This is a genomic window from Bhargavaea cecembensis (assembly GCF_001619585.1).
Taxonomy (GTDB): Bacteria; Bacillota; Bacilli; order Bacillales_A; family Planococcaceae; genus Bhargavaea; species Bhargavaea cecembensis_A.
The window spans coordinates 616,822-632,459 of the sequence record NZ_LQNT01000001.1; the positions used below are offsets into that span (position 1 = coordinate 616,822).

At 51.1% G+C, this 15,638-nt stretch carries 13 protein-coding genes and 1 tRNA gene; 5 read left to right on the forward strand and 9 right to left on the reverse strand.

The annotated features are described in order from the left end of the window. Positions 1–73 precede the first annotated feature (73 nt). A complete protein-coding gene (gene nhaC, locus AV656_RS03105; RefSeq protein WP_082818580.1) occupies positions 74–1,543 on the reverse strand; it encodes a Na+/H+ antiporter NhaC in 1,470 nt (489 codons plus the stop codon). 262 nt (positions 1,544–1,805) lie between these two features. Between nhaC and AV656_RS03110 the strand changes: the two genes are divergently transcribed. The 3 genes from AV656_RS03110 to AV656_RS03120 all read left to right on the forward strand — a co-directional run bounded on the left by AV656_RS03110 (position 1,806) and on the right by AV656_RS03120 (position 3,090). Next, positions 1,806–1,879 (forward strand) — tRNA-Arg (locus AV656_RS03110). Positions 1,880–2,004: 125 nt separating this feature from the next. Then, a complete protein-coding gene (locus AV656_RS03115; RefSeq protein WP_156484783.1) occupies positions 2,005–2,316 on the forward strand; it encodes a hypothetical protein in 312 nt (103 codons plus the stop codon). A 471-nt stretch (positions 2,317–2,787) separates the two neighbouring features. Continuing rightward, positions 2,788–3,090 (forward strand): hypothetical protein, encoded by a 303-nt coding sequence (locus AV656_RS03120; protein WP_063178690.1) that lies wholly within the window; start codon positions 2,788–2,790, stop codon positions 3,088–3,090. A 429-nt stretch (positions 3,091–3,519) separates the two neighbouring features. On the opposite strand, the gene AV656_RS03125 is transcribed toward AV656_RS03120, so the two are convergent. The 3 genes from AV656_RS03125 to AV656_RS03130 all read right to left on the reverse strand — a co-directional run bounded on the left by AV656_RS03125 (position 3,520) and on the right by AV656_RS03130 (position 5,725). Continuing rightward, complete coding sequence (locus AV656_RS03125) at positions 3,520–4,272, reverse strand: Cthe_2314 family HEPN domain-containing protein (protein ID WP_063178698.1); 753 nt, start codon at positions 4,270–4,272, stop codon at positions 3,520–3,522. Between the two features lie 525 nt (positions 4,273–4,797). Then, entirely contained in the window at positions 4,798–4,965 is a 168-nt protein-coding gene (locus AV656_RS16045) for an aspartyl-phosphate phosphatase Spo0E family protein (RefSeq protein WP_082818581.1), read from the reverse strand. A 217-nt stretch (positions 4,966–5,182) separates the two neighbouring features. Next, positions 5,183–5,725 carry a YhcN/YlaJ family sporulation lipoprotein gene (locus AV656_RS03130; RefSeq protein WP_063178700.1) on the reverse strand — a complete coding sequence of 181 codons (543 nt, stop codon included), beginning with the start codon at positions 5,723–5,725 and terminating at the stop codon, positions 5,183–5,185. Between the two features lie 241 nt (positions 5,726–5,966). Between AV656_RS03130 and AV656_RS03135 the strand changes: the two genes are divergently transcribed. Beyond that, complete coding sequence (locus AV656_RS03135) at positions 5,967–7,340, forward strand: FAD-binding oxidoreductase (RefSeq protein WP_419865546.1); 1,374 nt, start codon at positions 5,967–5,969, stop codon at positions 7,338–7,340. Further along, a complete protein-coding gene (locus AV656_RS03140; protein ID WP_063178704.1) occupies positions 7,341–8,309 on the forward strand; it encodes a bile acid:sodium symporter family protein in 969 nt (322 codons plus the stop codon). 41 nt (positions 8,310–8,350) lie between these two features. Here AV656_RS03140 and AV656_RS03145 read toward each other — a convergent pair whose 3' ends face one another. The 5 genes from AV656_RS03145 to AV656_RS03165 all read right to left on the reverse strand — a co-directional run bounded on the left by AV656_RS03145 (position 8,351) and on the right by AV656_RS03165 (position 15,608). Next, entirely contained in the window at positions 8,351–9,373 is a 1,023-nt protein-coding gene (locus AV656_RS03145) for an LLM class flavin-dependent oxidoreductase (RefSeq protein WP_063178706.1), read from the reverse strand. A 137-nt stretch (positions 9,374–9,510) separates the two neighbouring features. Continuing rightward, entirely contained in the window at positions 9,511–10,908 is a 1,398-nt protein-coding gene (locus AV656_RS03150; RefSeq protein ID WP_063178708.1) for a SpoVR family protein, read from the reverse strand. Continuing rightward, entirely contained in the window at positions 10,905–12,062 is a 1,158-nt protein-coding gene (yhbH, locus tag AV656_RS03155; protein WP_063178710.1) for a sporulation protein YhbH, read from the reverse strand. The genes AV656_RS03150 and yhbH overlap by 4 nt, the downstream gene beginning before the upstream one ends. 228 nt (positions 12,063–12,290) lie before the next feature. Continuing rightward, on the reverse strand, positions 12,291–14,186 hold the full coding sequence (locus tag AV656_RS03160) for a PrkA family serine protein kinase (protein ID WP_063178713.1): 1,896 nt from the start codon (positions 14,184–14,186) through the stop codon (positions 12,291–12,293). A gap of 438 nt (positions 14,187–14,624) precedes the next feature. Beyond that, positions 14,625–15,608 (reverse strand): ring-cleaving dioxygenase, encoded by a 984-nt coding sequence (locus AV656_RS03165; protein WP_063178715.1) that lies wholly within the window; start codon positions 15,606–15,608, stop codon positions 14,625–14,627. Positions 15,609–15,638 lie beyond the last annotated feature (30 nt).

Sequence of the window (15,638 nt, forward strand, 5' to 3'; positions counted from 1 at the left end):
GATGTTCATGAATGATGAAATTATGTCCGCGAATCAAAAAAAGAAGCCCCTCTGCAGGGGCTTCTTTTCCAATTTATACGTGCTGCAGTTCTGTTTTCACTTCTGCAGGTTCTTTCTTTCCGCCGGTTCCGCCGCCTCCATCGTCAATCTTGGCAATTGTAAATCCGGTGAATGCGTAAATAATGGAAATGATCGGGCACAGCAGGTTCAGCAGAGCATAAGGGCCATATTCAAAAACACCGACACCGAGCGTACCGAGGATAAACACTCCGCATGTATTCCATGGGATGAAGACTGATGTGAGCGTCCCGCCGTCTTCAAGGGCCCGGGAGAGGTTTTTCGATGCAAGCCCCATCTTCCGGTAAGTATTTGCGAACATTCTGGATGGCACAACGATGGAGATGTACTGCTCCGCGCAGGATGCATTCGTGATGAACGCAGCACCGATTGTGGAAGCAATGAGAGAGCCGGTGTTTCGGATGAGCTTCAGCAGCTGGTTCATGATGGACTTGAGCATACCGGAGTACTCTAGGATCCCTCCAAAAGTCATCGCCACGATGGTCATGCTTACGGTGTACATCATCGAGTCCAGGCCGCCGCCGCTGAACAGGTCGTCAACGAGGGCATTCCCGGTTTCAATCGCATAGCCTTCCTGCAAAGCGGTGAGGGCTGCGGTGACAGTGTCTCCCTGCACGAACACCTGAGAGAGAAATCCGAGAACTGCACCTACAACGAGTGCCGGAACTGCCGGGACTTTCATGGCGACCATTCCGATTACAATAACAGGGACAAGCAAGAGCCATGGTGAGATAAAGAAACTTTCCTGCATGACCGAGGAAGTATTCGCGATCTGTGCGGCGTCGATATTTCCGCTGACATTCTGACCGAGGAGAGCGTAGATCCCGAGCGCAATGACCAGTGCAGGAATGGTTGTCCACAACATATGCTTGATATGGTCGAACAGATCGGTGTTTGTCAGACCGGATGCAAGGTTGGTCGTATCTGAAAGCGGCGAAAGCTTGTCACCGAAATAAGCCCCCGAGATCACCGCTCCGGCTACCATCCCTGGAGAAATCCCCATGGCCATCCCGATGCCCATGCCGGCCACACCAATCGTTCCCATCGTTGACCAGGAACTGCCGATTGCAATCGAGACGATTGCACAGATCAGACAGATCGCAACCAGGAAGAAGGAAGGATTGAGCAGCTTAAGGCCAAAGAAGATCATGGAAGCGACGATTCCGCCGCCCATCCAGGAGCCGATGATCAATCCGACGAGGATGATGATGACCACCGCCGGGAGCGCCAGACGGATCCCCTTGTACATCATTTCCTCAATTTCCTTCCATTTGAATCCTGCCTTCAGTGCGACAAGACCTGCCGTCACGGTGCCGATGATCAATGGAATATGCGGACCCTGTTTAAGCTCCACCACTGTGTAGAGCATCACCCCGATCATGACGATCAAAGGGAGCAGAGCCCAGAAAAGAGTAAACTCCCGTTGCTTATTGCCGTTATCTTGCTTTTGACCGACAGAATTCATAATGCTGTTTCCCCCTTGAAGCATAAATGAAAGCGCTGTATCGATCATAATCTAAAAATTTTTGCCGGTAAAGGCAAAATTCATGTAGAATAGTCAGGATATTTTGCATCCTTAGAAACTTTACCGGAGTTCTTCCAACTGCGGGAATGCGAGAGGATTATAAAGCTTCAGGTTGCCGATCACCAGCTTTCCTTAGCTTCAATGAAAATTTACCCTTTTGTATGTCAGGTCTTTCGTGTATAATAAGAAACGTCGTTATCGTGTCCTGGTAGCTCAGCAGGATAGAGCAACAGCCTCCTAAGCTGTAGGTCGGGAGTTCGAATCTCCCCTGGGACGCTATTGAAATGCGGTCTAAACCGCATGAAATCACGCTTCTTTCTCGTTTAAAGTGTCGGTCAGTGACTCGAACACTCAACGGAAAGAGGCGTATTTTTTATGTCTAAGGTAAACCGGCATTCTCGGTGGACATCAGCGAATTAGAGGGGCTTGTAACGCGGCCGCCGGCAGAATTGCCGCGAAATTCTTCTGTTGCCGACTTAACCATTTTGAAGGCGCTGGAAATCGTCGAGAAGCAAATGCGCGTTGAAAGTCGGCGCGAGCGCACTTTAGAGGACTACAACCGCCATGTAAAGGACTATGCGAAGAAAACCGGCATAGAGCGATTAGGGGATACGGATATAAATAGCATCTACGATTGGCTTGGCGGCATGAATATCGGCACTCAGACGCGACAGACACGGCTAAAATGCCTGCGTGCGTTCTTTGAACGTTAAAAGCGCCATAGACGCCGTTAGAACGCGATAGAGGCATTTAAGGGGTAAGGCCATCGGCCTAAGGCGGCATAATAGCGCAGGCAAGCGCAGGGCAAGCAATAGACCCGCGGCAGACAACCCCCGGGGGGAGGTCAAATGGCGGGGCCGCCGCCGGGTACGCGAAAAATTGCTACAAAATTTTCAAACCCGAGGGCAAAAGCGTCTATTGCCAATACTTATAAGCCTGCCCCGTAATCCTTGCGCCTCCCCACGCTATTGCCGGCGTTCCTGCGCCTTCTTACGATCTTACGATAAGGCAACGGCCCGGGCGGCAATATGCGATACGTCTATTTACGCTTAGAAAGCCGTATCATGATAGAAGTCAAAAGGAACATTTGGAATTATGTAATGGGAAGAAGCATAGAAATGTATCGAAAAACGTCCCTTTGTTGCAAGCGCCTTTAAGTGATTACAACTGGAAGGGGTCTTTTCGTGTCTGAACCGACTCACAAGGTTACAGATATACTGAAAATACTGGAGGAAGCCACTGATGAATACAAATATCTTGACCCCCATAGATTAAATTTACTCATGCAGGATTTGGGTATTCAAACCCTGGTATACGGCAAATCATATAATTTAGACGGCAAGTGGTGGCAACCTACCGGAGATTATGCGGAATACGGTGTTATGACAGTGAGGAAAAGTTATTGCTTTTATAAGTGGAAAGGCGAAATGATAGATATTCTTCTAAGTAAGAGGGCCGAGGCTGACGCCATACTAGAGAGCGACTGAAAATATCTAATCACGGAGGAAGGCGGTCGCGGGTTACTTACGGAACCTGCGAATCGGCCTTTTTTTGTATGCTCCCCTTCCCTGCGTTCCATAAGCGGTCCGAACGGCAGTAGACGGCATGAATACGCCTAGAAAGCCGTATAAGCCTCTCTGTGGCGTTCTATACCTTTTGCCGCCTGCCCCTTATATGCCCCCTTACAAACGCCCTAGAACGCCGCTTCGGACTTCCTCCGGCTTCATAGCGGCATAGCATAACTCTAGAACGCCGTATGCGCCTCTCTGCGACCTTTTGCGCCCTTCCGGGTACTCTCGCCCTTTGAACGCTTAGAAAGGCGATTAAAAGGCGCTAGGAAGGCTTAAGGCTCGGCGCATATTGCCGATTAGAAACGCTTTAGCGTGCTAAAGTACCATTACCTAACAAAGATATCCTTAGTTCTTATTTGGTATTAAATGAGTCTCTAATGCCTCAAACGTTTCCTTAATACTCTCCAGCAAACCTATCATAATTTGACGAATTTCTTTTGATGTGACATATGCTCCAACTCCGAAAGAACCCGCTTTCCCACTAATTGTAACTCCTGATGTAATTTGATATGGAGGATGATTGTGAGCAATATCATTTCTCATACGGATACCCTCCTTATATTTCTCGGACTTTTTAATACGATACAACTCCTCTTGCAGAGGAACATTTTTTCCTTTCAACTTATAAATAGCGCTGTTAAAGCTTACTTTGTCCCTAAAGTCATCTTTATTAAGCGGTAAATCATCATATTTGTATAGAAGGTGACCAATCGTTTCAAATACCGTAAAAGCTTTAAGGAAGAATGTATCCACAAAAAAGTTAAAATTATATTGATTACTATAATGTTCATCCCTGAAATGAGGAAAATATTGAGTTGATTGCCCTTGTAATCCGGGAGAGATAACCCATTCATCATCCGGAATACCTTTCTCGAAGTAATACATAGAGTATGCAAAATCAACGTCAAGACTACGGAGTCGATTCCTAAGAAGACGCTTCCAATGAAACACATCGATTCCCTTAAGCATTAATAAGAAACTTCCTTCTTTATCAAATAACCCCTCTGGTATCTGATATTCAGCAAGAGGATTGTCTTTTCTATATAATGACAATTTAACGTTCTCAATGTTCTCGAATGGCTTGATATAAATAGTCAAATTGAAAACTTCCTTTCAATAATTTAAATTGAGTAATCACTATTTTTAATATCAAATAACATTATACCTGTAATTATTTAACAAAGGAATATTCTTTGCACGACACAACACTAAAGACAACATACAAACAGGTACCGCGCTCGGCTATGCGTTAGTGTATTCCGCAGTTTTGCTGTGGCACCGCGGGCATAACTGGCAAACATACGCTTTACAACAATCGCTTAGAACGCTTCCGTCACGTGCCAGCAAAGATATAGCATCAGCGCTTGCTGCCATCTAGAAGCCCATAATGATACAATAGGTCTGAAGTTCGAGCAGTGACCGTACACTTACCGTTAAAGGAAGCGAATTTATAGCGAAGGCCTCCCGTGTAGGTCGGGAGTTCGAATCTCCCCTGGGACGCTAATCGTTATAAGCCCGCCGCAGTCTGCGTTGATCCAACGCGGACTACGGTGGGTTTTTTCTTATAATAAGGTTAAAGCGCCGATCCATAACCGGATCGGCGCCTTCCTTTATATTTCTGAATCAGGAAAAATGTTGGTCGTACTGTTGGTACCTGTTAAGCAGGTCATCAAGCAACTGACTGCACTTGACGGTTTTCGGATGAGTCAATCCATGTTGACGAGCCTTCCAGTACATGAGCATTCTTCTGCAGAAAATCCGGTTCTTCAAAATCTTCTTCGACACATACATGTCCAATTGGCCTCCGTATTTGTATGATTATGATGGTTTTAAGCAGCTTGTTCATCATACAACGCGTTTTGTGCAATGTTTGTCGAAAAACAGCAAGTTTGTGAAATTCGATAAATGTTCACATTTGCCCAGTCTAAACAACCATTCTTTAATAACAAAGCAAAGCCGAAACAGGTCCAATGACCCGTTTCGGCTTTGCTTCAAATGCTATGAATAATCACTTAGTGTCAGGGAATGTTCTCTTTACCATATCACGGAATTCATCAAAGAATCCTTCAACAGGTTCTCCCTGTTCGATTCGATTGCCATAATCCTCGAAGTGCTTTGTAAAGTCCGGATCAGCCGATACGTAAACTTTGTCAACATCTGGCTTGGCCGCCTTTACTTCATCACGGATCTTATTTTTCAACTCATCGGTCTCATCCGTGCCTTCAGTAAGATTAACGGCGACATAAGCGTTCCGGCCGGACATCAGGACAGTCGCACCTTCCACTCCGTCAACGGCGGTGACGCGGTCAGCAGCCTCCCGATCGTGTTCCAGGTTGTTCGCGTTCCCTTCCCCGTTATTACCATCCCCGTTGTCGTTCATCGCACCGTTGTCCATGTTGTTGTCGTTCTTGTTGGTATTTGTGTCGGTTCCGACATCGTTCTCCTCGTGTCCGTTCGAAGTCGTGGACGGATCGTTGTTATTATTGTTGCCGCACGCCGCAAGACCCAGAACGAGTGCCAGAGAAGCAAGACCCAACAGAAGTTTGTTCATGTGTTTTTCCTCCTTTCCTTTTTGCTTATGATGGCTATTTCGTTCCCGATTATGTAATGATTTTGCTTCTTTGTAAGGCTTTACTCAAATTTAATAAATGAAAGTCGTTAAAATAATGACTACTTTTTAAATCGCCTTGAAATTCGTAAATGTACATGTATAATTTTCAGTATTATTCATCTTTGGCATGCTGCAACAGGAAAAGGAGTGGAGTATTTTGGCATTACAATCAACCGATCTAATATTGGGCGAACTCAGGGAGTTGCTGGGAAACGAACGCGCGACGGCAAACGACACCGTCCGTGACCTTCATGGAAGGGATGAATCCTACCATACCGTCCGACCGGCGGACATTGTCGTCTTCCCGGAAACGACGGATGAAGTGAGTGCAGTCGTCAAAACGGCCGCCAAACACCGGATACCGATCGTCCCGTTCGGTCTCGGCTCGAGCCTGGAAGGGCATGTCATCCCTTACCAAGGCGGTATTACCATAGATTTTTCCTTGATGAACAAGATTCTTGAAATCCGGGAAGACGACTTTCTTGTAAGGGTACAACCGGGAGTCACAAGAACCCAGCTAAACAAAGAACTGAAAAAACGGGGGCTCTTCTTCTCCGTTGACCCGGGTGCAGATGCCACAATCGGCGGCATGGCAGCAACAAACGCCAGCGGCACGACTACCGTGAAATACGGCGTCATGCGCGACCAGGTGCGTGACCTCGAAGTCGTCCTGGCAGACGGGACCGTCATCCATACCGGAAGCCTTGCTGCCAAATCTGCCTCGGGCCTGCACCTGAACGGCCTGTTTGTCGGATCGGAAGGGACGCTCGGCTGCTTCACTGAGCTGACCCTGCGTATATATGGCATTCCCGAGCAGATCGCAGCGGCAAGAGCCTCCTTCCCGACAATTGATGCAGCAGTCACTGCAGTTGTGTCGATCCAGCAGGCCGGCGTGCCGATTTCGCGTGTGGAACTTGTTGATGAGCCATCGATGCAACAGGTTAACCGCCACGCCGGGACCGATTATCCGGTTAAGCCGACCCTGTTTCTCGAGTTCAGCGGCAACGAGGCCGGTCTCCGTCAGGATATCGAGTTTACGGAGGAAATTGTCTCGGATCTCGGCTGCGACAACCTGGAGTTCGAGATGGACCAGGAAGGCATGAACCGGCTCTGGGAAGCCCGGCATCACCTTGCCTATTCCTATATCCACAGCCATCCTGGACGCAAGATGATGGTCACCGATGTCTGCGTGCCGATTTCCGAACTTGCCGGAGCGGTTCACCATGCGCGTGAAACCGTGGACAAAATGGGACTCATCGGCGGGATCACCGGCCATGTGGGTGACGGCAACTTCCATATTATCCTCATGATCGATATGAACGATCCCGAGGAAGTGAAGAAATCTGAGCAATTGAATGAAGTCATTGTCAGTTACGCTTTGGACCGGAACGGTACTTGCACCGGTGAACACGGCGTCGGTGTGGGCAAACTGAAATACCAGGCGCGTGAGCATGGCGCTTCATTGGCAGTCATGGAAACCATCAAGCGGGCGCTCGATCCGCAGAACCTGATGAATCCGGGCAAACTGTTCAGCCCGCCCAAGGAGGATGTGTAAGTGAAAGTCCTTGAAACCATCAGCTCATTTGCGGGCCGGAACTTCGCCATCTTTGTCATCGCAGCGGCCATCATCGCTTTCCTGGTTCCTGATCCGTTCCTTCCCTTCGGCGCTTATATCACCATCCTGCTGGGAATCGTCATGTTCGGCATGGGCCTGACATTAAAACCTGTTGACTTTAAACTGGTCTTCACGAATCCGATCCCCGTGATCACCGGTGTGCTGCTCCAGTACACGGTTATGCCGCTTACAGCATTTGTCATTGCCACGCTCCTGCAGCTGCCTGCCGAATTGGCTGCAGGCCTCGTCCTCCTTGGCTGTGTGCCGGGCGGAACGGCTTCAAACGTGATGGTCTACCTGGCTAGGGGAAACGTTGCTCTGTCAGTCGCGATGACGTCGATTTCAACACTTCTTGCCCCGATTGCTACACCGGCAATCCTGCTTCTACTGGCAGGCCAATGGCTTCCTGTTGACGCCAAATCAATGTTCCTTTCCATTGTCCAGGTAATTATCATCCCGATTGCTCTCGGGTTTATCGTACAGCGTTTCCTTCCCGGACTCGTCCAAAAAAGCATTGCAGTCGTCCCGCTGATCTCGGTCATCGCCATCCTGATCATTGTCGCGGCTGTTACGGCGGCTAATGCAGGCAATGTGGCGTCCGCCGGATTCATTGTCTTTATCGCGGTATTCCTTCATAATAGTGCCGGTCTTTTGTTTGGATACCTGCTTGCCAGGGCATTCGGCCTGAAAGAAAACGACCGCCGTGCGATCTCGCTTGAAGTCGGCATGCAGAACTCCGGTCTTGGTGTCGCGCTGGCAACCGCTCACTTTAGCCCGCTTGCCGCACTGCCGAGTGTGTGGGGCGCCATCTGGCACAATATTTCCGGGCCGATCATTGCCACGATCTGGTCGAAAAAAGACATCAAAGAGAACGATCCGGCTCCTGTCGGTGATGTGGCAGCCAAATAAGTCCAAACAAAGCCCCTCTGCTCAAGCAGAGGGGCTTTTCTTCAATCCATCATTTCGGCGAGAAGTTCGTAGGACCGGATCCGCTTGTCGGTGTCGTAGGCGACGGTATTCACCATAAGTTCGTCCGCCTGCGTCTCCTCAATCATTCTGAGCAGACCTTCCCGGACCTTGTCCTTTGTGCCGAACAGCGTGGTCCGCGGATCAAGCGTCTGCATGACGTACTGACGTTCATAAGGTGTCCACAGTGCTTCGATGTCCTCGACCGGCGGCTGCATCTTGCCGCGGTTGTTCCGGATGATGGAGAGGAACTGCTGCATATGTGTCGTTATCAGGTATTCCGCCTCTTCCTGCGTATCGGCGATCAGAACGTTGACGCCCGGCATGGCATGCGGTTTTTTCATCTTCTCCGAAGGCTCGAAACCGTTCCGGTAAAGCTCAAGCGCAGCAGCCATGTACCCCGGTGCAAAGTGGCTTGCGAACGAGAAAGGAAGGCCTTTTCTTGCGGCCAGCTGTGCACTGAAACCGCTGGAACCGAGCAGCCAGATCGGGATATCCTGTCCGTCTCCCGGGAATGCGCGTACAGGCATGTCCTCGCCGCCCTCGAAATAAGCTTCCAGTTCCGCCACATCCCTCGGGAACTCGTCCGCTCCGCCTTTTAAATTCCTTCTGAGCGCCCACATCGTCTGCTGATCGGTCCCGGGCGCGCGGCCGAGTCCGAGGTCGATGCGGTCCGGATACATGGCATCAAGCGTGCCGAACTGCTCGGCAATAATCAGAGGCGCGTGGTTCGGCAGCATGACCCCGCCGGAGCCGACCCGGATTTCTTTCGACTCCGAAGCAAGACGGCCGATCAGGACCGCTGTTGCGGAGCTTGCGATGCCCTCGAAGTTATGGTGCTCGGCGAGCCAGTAACGGTTATAGCCCAGCTCGTCCGCACGCCGGATCAGCTTTGCGCTGTTTTCAATCGCATCAGCCGGTGTATCTTCTTCCCGGACCTGAACCAGGTCGAGGACTGAAAGGGGAATCCCTTCGAATTTCTTCGCGTTTTCTCGTATCAGATTCATCGGATCACTCCTTCTCTCTTTTTCATCATACCGCCCTGCCCCACCGCCATGCCAAGAAACTGCTTGTCGAATAAATAATCCCATTATGTAAACAATCCTCCTTCCAATAACAGAAAGGAGGATCATTTTTCATGTTTTTATAAGGCCCGCCGGGTCACTTTCTTGCCATCACAGGAGAAACAGATTTTTCTTCCTTCCACAATCGTTTCAAGATGGACGGTACGCCCCCACAGTACATGCAGATGTGGCAGCACGTGCTCAAGATAAGGCAGGTCCAGTTCGGTTCCCTCGTATCGGTGGGCCAGGTACAACTCGCCATTTCTCAGGTAATCCCCATCTTCCACGACGATATAAGGGAAGCCTCCGTTGACCCTGGAGGAAATGAGCCGATCACTCACTTTCTCAAAATCCTTCTCCGTAATCCGATATTCCTGGCCGCGTTTGCCGAACAGATAAATATCTTCCTGCTCCGCCAGTTCCTTTGTCAGGTAGTTGCGGATAAACGAGGTGTCCGACTCGATCTCACGGACTTCAAACATTTTTTCCCTGCCGCTGCCCGGCTCGACGCCCCTCTGCTTCATGCGATCATCGGGGTGATCGTATCTGCGTTCGATGTCTTCAAAAATCCGCAGCCCCAGCGTATACGGGTTGATCGATGTGGCGGACGGCTGGATGACCCCTGCATTCAATTTGGAGAATTCGATCGTCTCGGCGGGGGTCAGGTCAAGTTCCCTCATGATGCGCTGGTGCCAAAATGTCGCCCAGCCTTCATTCATGATTTTCGTTTCAAGCTGAGGCCAGAAGTAGAGCATTTCTTCCCTCATCATCGTGAGGATATCGCGCTGCCAGCCTTCCAGTTCACGTCCGTGTTCCTGGATAAAATGGAGGATGTCTTTTTCCGGGTTTTCCGGGACTTTCTTTCTCGCAGGCGTCTGCTGGCGGGCATCCTTGCCCGGAACCCGGTCAAGTGCCCAGAGATCATCATATGGCGTCGTCCTGAGTTGCGGACTTTCCCCCGCTTCTCCATCGGAATCCACAATGATCAGTGAAGGATCGACATGCTCCTGGACGGCCAGCACCGCATCGAGGAACCGCTCCACCCGGTCCTTGCCGTAGGTGATTTCGTAATCAGCGATCCGGTCTGCTGTCGCTGACATGCTTTCCACCATATCGCCCCGCGTATTGGCGAACCGTACATTGTTTTTGAAGAAATCACTGTGTGCCAGAACGTGTGCCACAATCAGCTTATTCTGGACCAGCGAGTTGGAGTCGAGAAGGAACGCGTAGCACGGATCCGAATTGATGACGAGTTCATAGATTTTGCTGAGTCCGAGGTCATACTGCAGCTTCATCTTGTGGAACTGCTTGCCGAAGCTCCAGTGGCTGAACCGGGTCGGCATTCCGTATGCGCCAAATGTATAAATGATATCGGCCGGGCAGATTTCATAGCGCATCGGATAAAAGTCGAGCCCGAATCCTTCCGCCACCTCGGTGATTTCCGCGATTGCTCGCTCGAGTGCCTTTGCATCGGTCATGATCCGATCGCCTCCCCTTTCCGGAAGAAGCTTTTCAGCGCATGGTACACGTCCGCTTTTTCCTTCAGGACATAGTGCCTGAACTTCGGATCGTCCACTGTCCGGAGCGCCGTCAGCATCGTTGAATAGCGGCTATGTTCATTCACTTCCCCGTATCCGAACATGCGGGAGACGCCCAGCAGCTCATCTGTCAGCCGGAGCACTTCCTTGTTGTCGGATGTCATGTTCTCCCCATCTGAGAAATGGAACGGATAAATGTTGTAGCGTGCCGGACTGTACTTTTCACCGATCAGTTCCATTGCCAGCCGGTAGGCGGACGAGCATCGTGTACCACCGCTTTCGGCCTTGGTGAAGAATTCCTCTTCTGTCACCACCTTGGCATCGGTCTGGTGGGAGATGAATTCGATATCGACGGAACTGTACCGGGTACGCAGAAAACGGGTAAGCCAGAAAAAGAAACTTCTTGCCATGTACTTCTCGAATGCGCCCATGGAGGCACTGGTATCCATCATTGCAATCACAACAGCCCTGGACTCCGGACGTTTTTCGTCTTCCCAAGTCTTGAATCGGAGGTCGTCGTCAAGGATCGGCATGATCCCGCTGCGTCCTTCCATTGCATTCCGCTTTAATGCGGAGACGATTGTTCGTTTTTTATCGATGTTTCCGATGAGGCCTTTTTTCCGGATGTCATTAAATGTGATTTTATCAGTGACGATGTCCGCCTGTTCCTTTTGCTCCATGTTCGGAAGCTCCATCTCTGAGAACAGGGCTTCCTCCAGCTCGGCTACAGACACTTCCGCTTCGTAGACATCTTCCCCCGGTGCGTCCCCCGCTTCCTTGCCCTTGCCCTGTCCCGGGCGTCCGCTGCCGTCTTTCGCTATGACATCGCCGACCTGGCTGTCTCCTTTTCCCTGGCCGACATGTTCCGACTTCGAATGGTTGTAGCGGATTTTATATTCATCGAGCGAGCGGATCGGGATCTTCACAACCTTGCGCCCGTCCGACATCACGATATTCTCTTCACTGATCAGATCTGGCAGATTATCCCGGATTGCCTTTTTCACCTTGTCCATGTGACGCTTCTGGTCCTCGTGGCCCTTCCGGTGGAGGCTCCAATCATCCTGCGACACGACAAACCGGCCATATTTGTTCATGCTCCACCCGCCTCTTCTCTTTTAGAGTTTCCATTATCTTATGCAGTACGGTGCGAACGCTTGACAATGTTCTGAATTATGAAAGAATATAAAACAATTTTGGGCAGCGGCCGGGTCAGACAGAATATGTGGCTTGAACGAACAAATAGCAGGGGCGCCGTCCACTATCCCTGGCCCGGCGATCCCCTGCTATACAGACTTACTGCCTTTCCCTCAATTTCCCATCACTTACCTGTTCAGCAGGCTCCCGACATACCGGAGGAGCTCGTTTGCTGAGGTGGAGTTATAACCATGCTCATCCACAAGCCTCGCGACGACTTCGTTGATTTTCTTAAGTTGCGCTTCATCAGGCGTGGCCGACGAAGTGGTGATCTTTACAACGTCCTTCAGGTCGGCGAACAGCTTTTTCTGGATGGCCTCACGCAGACGATCGTGGGAGTTGTAGTCGAACCGCTTGCCTTTTCTTGCATAGGCGGAAATTCGGATCAGAATCTCTTCGCGGAAGGCTTTTTTCGCGTTTTCCGAAATGCCGATCTGCTCCTCAATCGAGCGCATCAGCTTTTCATCCGGCGGAAGCTCCTCGCCGGTGAGCGGGTCGCGCAGCTTGTTTTTATTGCAGAACGCCTCTACGTGATCCAGGTAATTGTCCATCAGGGTTTTCGCCGACTCCTCATAGGAGTAGACAAACGCCTTCTGGACTTCCTTTTTCGCGATATCATCGTATTCCCGGCGTGCGATACCGATGTATTCCATGTACCGGGTCCGGTCATCGTCACTGATCGATGCATGATCGGCCAGCCCGTCCTTGAGCGAACGCAGCACGTCAAGCGCATTGATGGCCGGGACATCTTTCCGGATGATGGCGGACGAAATGCGGTTGATGACATACCGCGGATCGATCCCGCTCATCCCTTCATCCGAGAACTCCTTCTTCAGTTCATTGACATCAACCGCACTGAAGCCTTCGACGTTCTCGCCGTCATAGAGCCGCATCTTCTTAACGATGTCCGCACCCTGTTTCCTGGATGGTTTCAAGCGGGTCAGCACGGAGAAGATGGCGGCAACCCGGAGCGCATGGGGTGCAATATGCACATGGGCCATGTCGCTGTCCGAAATCATTTTCCGGTAAATTCGCTCTTCCTCAGAAACCTTCAGGTTGTACGGCACCGGCATGACAATGATCCGGGAATGCAGCGCTTCGTTTTTCTTGTCTGCGATAAACGAACGATACTCGGTCTCGTTCGTATGGGCGACAATCAGCTCATCAGCACTGATGAGCGCAAACCGCCCTGCCTTGAAGTTCCCTTCCTGGGTGAGCGACAACAGATGCCAGAGGAATTTTTCATCCAGCTTCAGCATCTCCTGGAACTCCATCAGCCCGCGGTTCGCCTTGTTCAATTCCCCGTCGAACCGGTAAGCGCGCGGATCCGATTCCGACCCGAACTCCGCAATGGTCGAAAAGTCGATGCTGCCGGTCAGGTCTGCAATGTCCTGGGATTTCGGATCGGACGGCGTGAACGTACCGATACCGACACGCTTATCTTCAGACAGGAAGATACGTTCGATCGGCATGTCTTCGATCCGGCCGCCAAACTCCCGATCAAGCCGCATTGAATTTAAAGGAGATAGTGCCCCTTCGATCCGGATTCCGTATGCCCGACGGAATTCCTCGCGAAGATGGAGCGGTATCAAATGCAGCGGGTCCTCGTGCATCGGGCAGCCCTTAATGGCGTAAACCGCCCCCTCATCCGTCCGGGAATAGGCCTCAAGCCCCCGTTTCAACAGCGTGACGATCGTCGATTTCCCGCCGCTGACAGGTCCCATCAGGAGCAGAATCCGCTTGCGCACATCCAGCCGCTTTGCCGCAGGATGGAAATACTCTTCGACAAGCCGCTCCACCGCTTCCTCGAGACCGAAAATCTGCTCACCGAAAAAGCCGTATCTGCGAATCCCGTCAACTTCCGTAATGCCGTGGCTCTTGATCATATTGTAAACACGCGAGTGTGCATTCTGCGCCACTTCCGGCCGTTCCTTTAAAATCTCCAGATAATCCGCGAATGTCCCTTCCCACTTTAGACGGTCCTCTTCTTCACGATGTCGTTTTGCCTTATCCAGGATGTCCAACTGATTCGCCTCCAGTCAGTGCTTCGTTTCTTACAGCGTATGCGACGGACGGGCCGTTAATGAAGGAGGCGCACATTACTGAAGTTCCCGGCGTGTAACCCGGCGTGTAATCTGATGCCGTCGCGAATTGCCGGGTTGCAGACGTTAAAACCTCGGTTGCCGGCGCGAAATCCTCGGTTGCCGGCGTGAAAACTCGGGTTGTCGGCGCGAAACTCATTGCGGGCGCGAATCCATGGGTTGCCGACGCGAAATCCTCGGTTGCCGGCGCGAAAACTCGGGTTGTCGGCGCGAAACTCATTGCGGTCGCGTATCCGTGGGTTGCCGGCGCAAATTCCTCGGTTGCCGGCGTGAAAACGCGGATTGCCGACGCGAATCCTTGCTCTGCCGACGCGAATTTCAATTCAATAAAAAAACCGGGCGCCGGCCCGGTTTCATTCCTTACTCATATTCTTTTTCTAAATCCTTGTCGCTGCGCATCGTATCAATGTGCCGGACATAGGACTCGATCTGTTCCCGCTTCGGTTCGAGGAACGGGGGAAGGGCAAGCTTTTCACCGAGTGTCTCATATGGTTCGTCATCCATGAAGCCCGGGCCGTCTGTCGCGAACTCAAACAGGATGCCCGGTGCGACACGCGCATAAAGGGACTCAAAGTAGAAGCGGTCAACATAGCCTGATGTGCTGAAGCCCATGCCCTCCATGTGACCGATCCAATCTTCAAGCACAGAACGGTCTTCCACCCGGAATGCACTGTGGTGAATCGTTCCGAAGCCCTGCATGCCACGCGGAAGCACGGAATTGTGCTCGATGATGACACGGGCGCCGTTGCCGCCTTCGCCGACTTCGAACAGGTAGACGGAACCTTCCTTATTGATCTCGCGGAAGCCGAGCGCTTTTTCCATGACCTGCTTCATGTAGTCGATGTTGCTGACGCGGATGATGATCGGACCAAGCCCCGTGATGGCATATTCAAGAGGAATCGGCCCTTTCTGCCATGGAATGCCTGCCGCGACGCCGCTGTCGCCTTCATCAGAGATCAGCTGATACAGCTGGCCGTCAAAATCGGTGAACGGAAGAACTTTGCGGTCAAATTGTTGCCTGATGCCTTCATGCTTGATTTCCAGCCGGTCGAAGCGTTTGACCCAGTAGTCGAGTGCTGCGTCATCCGGTACACGGAATGAGGTTCGGTGGATCTCATCGGTACCATGAGTCCCTTTCGGAATCCCCTGGAAGTCAAAGAACGTCATGTCGGTTCCCGCACTGCCCTTGTCATCTGCGAAAAACAGGTGGTAGGTGCTGATGTCGTCCTGATTGACGGTTTTTTTCACAAGCCGCATCCCGAGTACATAAGTAAAGAACTCATAGTTCTTCTCTGCCGAACTCGTAATGGCGGTGACGTGGTGCATCCCTTTCAAGCTTTGCATAATGTCGCCTCCAAAGTTTTATATCTTGAA

Bases quoted from the DNA above. Each gene is read 5' to 3' on its own strand.
- nhaC (WP_082818580.1), bottom strand. From the start codon at position 1,543: ATGAATTCTGTCGGTCAAAAGCAAGATAACGGCAATAAGCAACGGGAG.
- AV656_RS16045 (WP_082818581.1), bottom strand. From the start codon at position 4,965: ATGTATGTGTCGAAGAAGATTTTGAAGAACCGGATTTTCTGCAGAAGA.
- AV656_RS03130 (WP_063178700.1), bottom strand. From the start codon at position 5,725: ATGAACAAACTTCTGTTGGGTCTTGCTTCTCTGGCACTCGTTCTGGGT.
- AV656_RS03145 (WP_063178706.1), bottom strand. From the start codon at position 9,373: ATGAATCTGATACGAGAAAACGCGAAGAAATTCGAAGGGATTCCCCTT.
- AV656_RS03150 (WP_063178708.1), bottom strand. From the start codon at position 10,908: ATGACCGATGCAAAGGCACTCGAGCGAGCAATCGCGGAAATCACCGAG.
- yhbH (WP_063178710.1), bottom strand. From the start codon at position 12,062: ATGAACAAATATGGCCGGTTTGTCGTGTCGCAGGATGATTGGAGCCTC.
- AV656_RS03165 (WP_063178715.1), bottom strand. From the start codon at position 15,608: ATGCAAAGCTTGAAAGGGATGCACCACGTCACCGCCATTACGAGTTCG.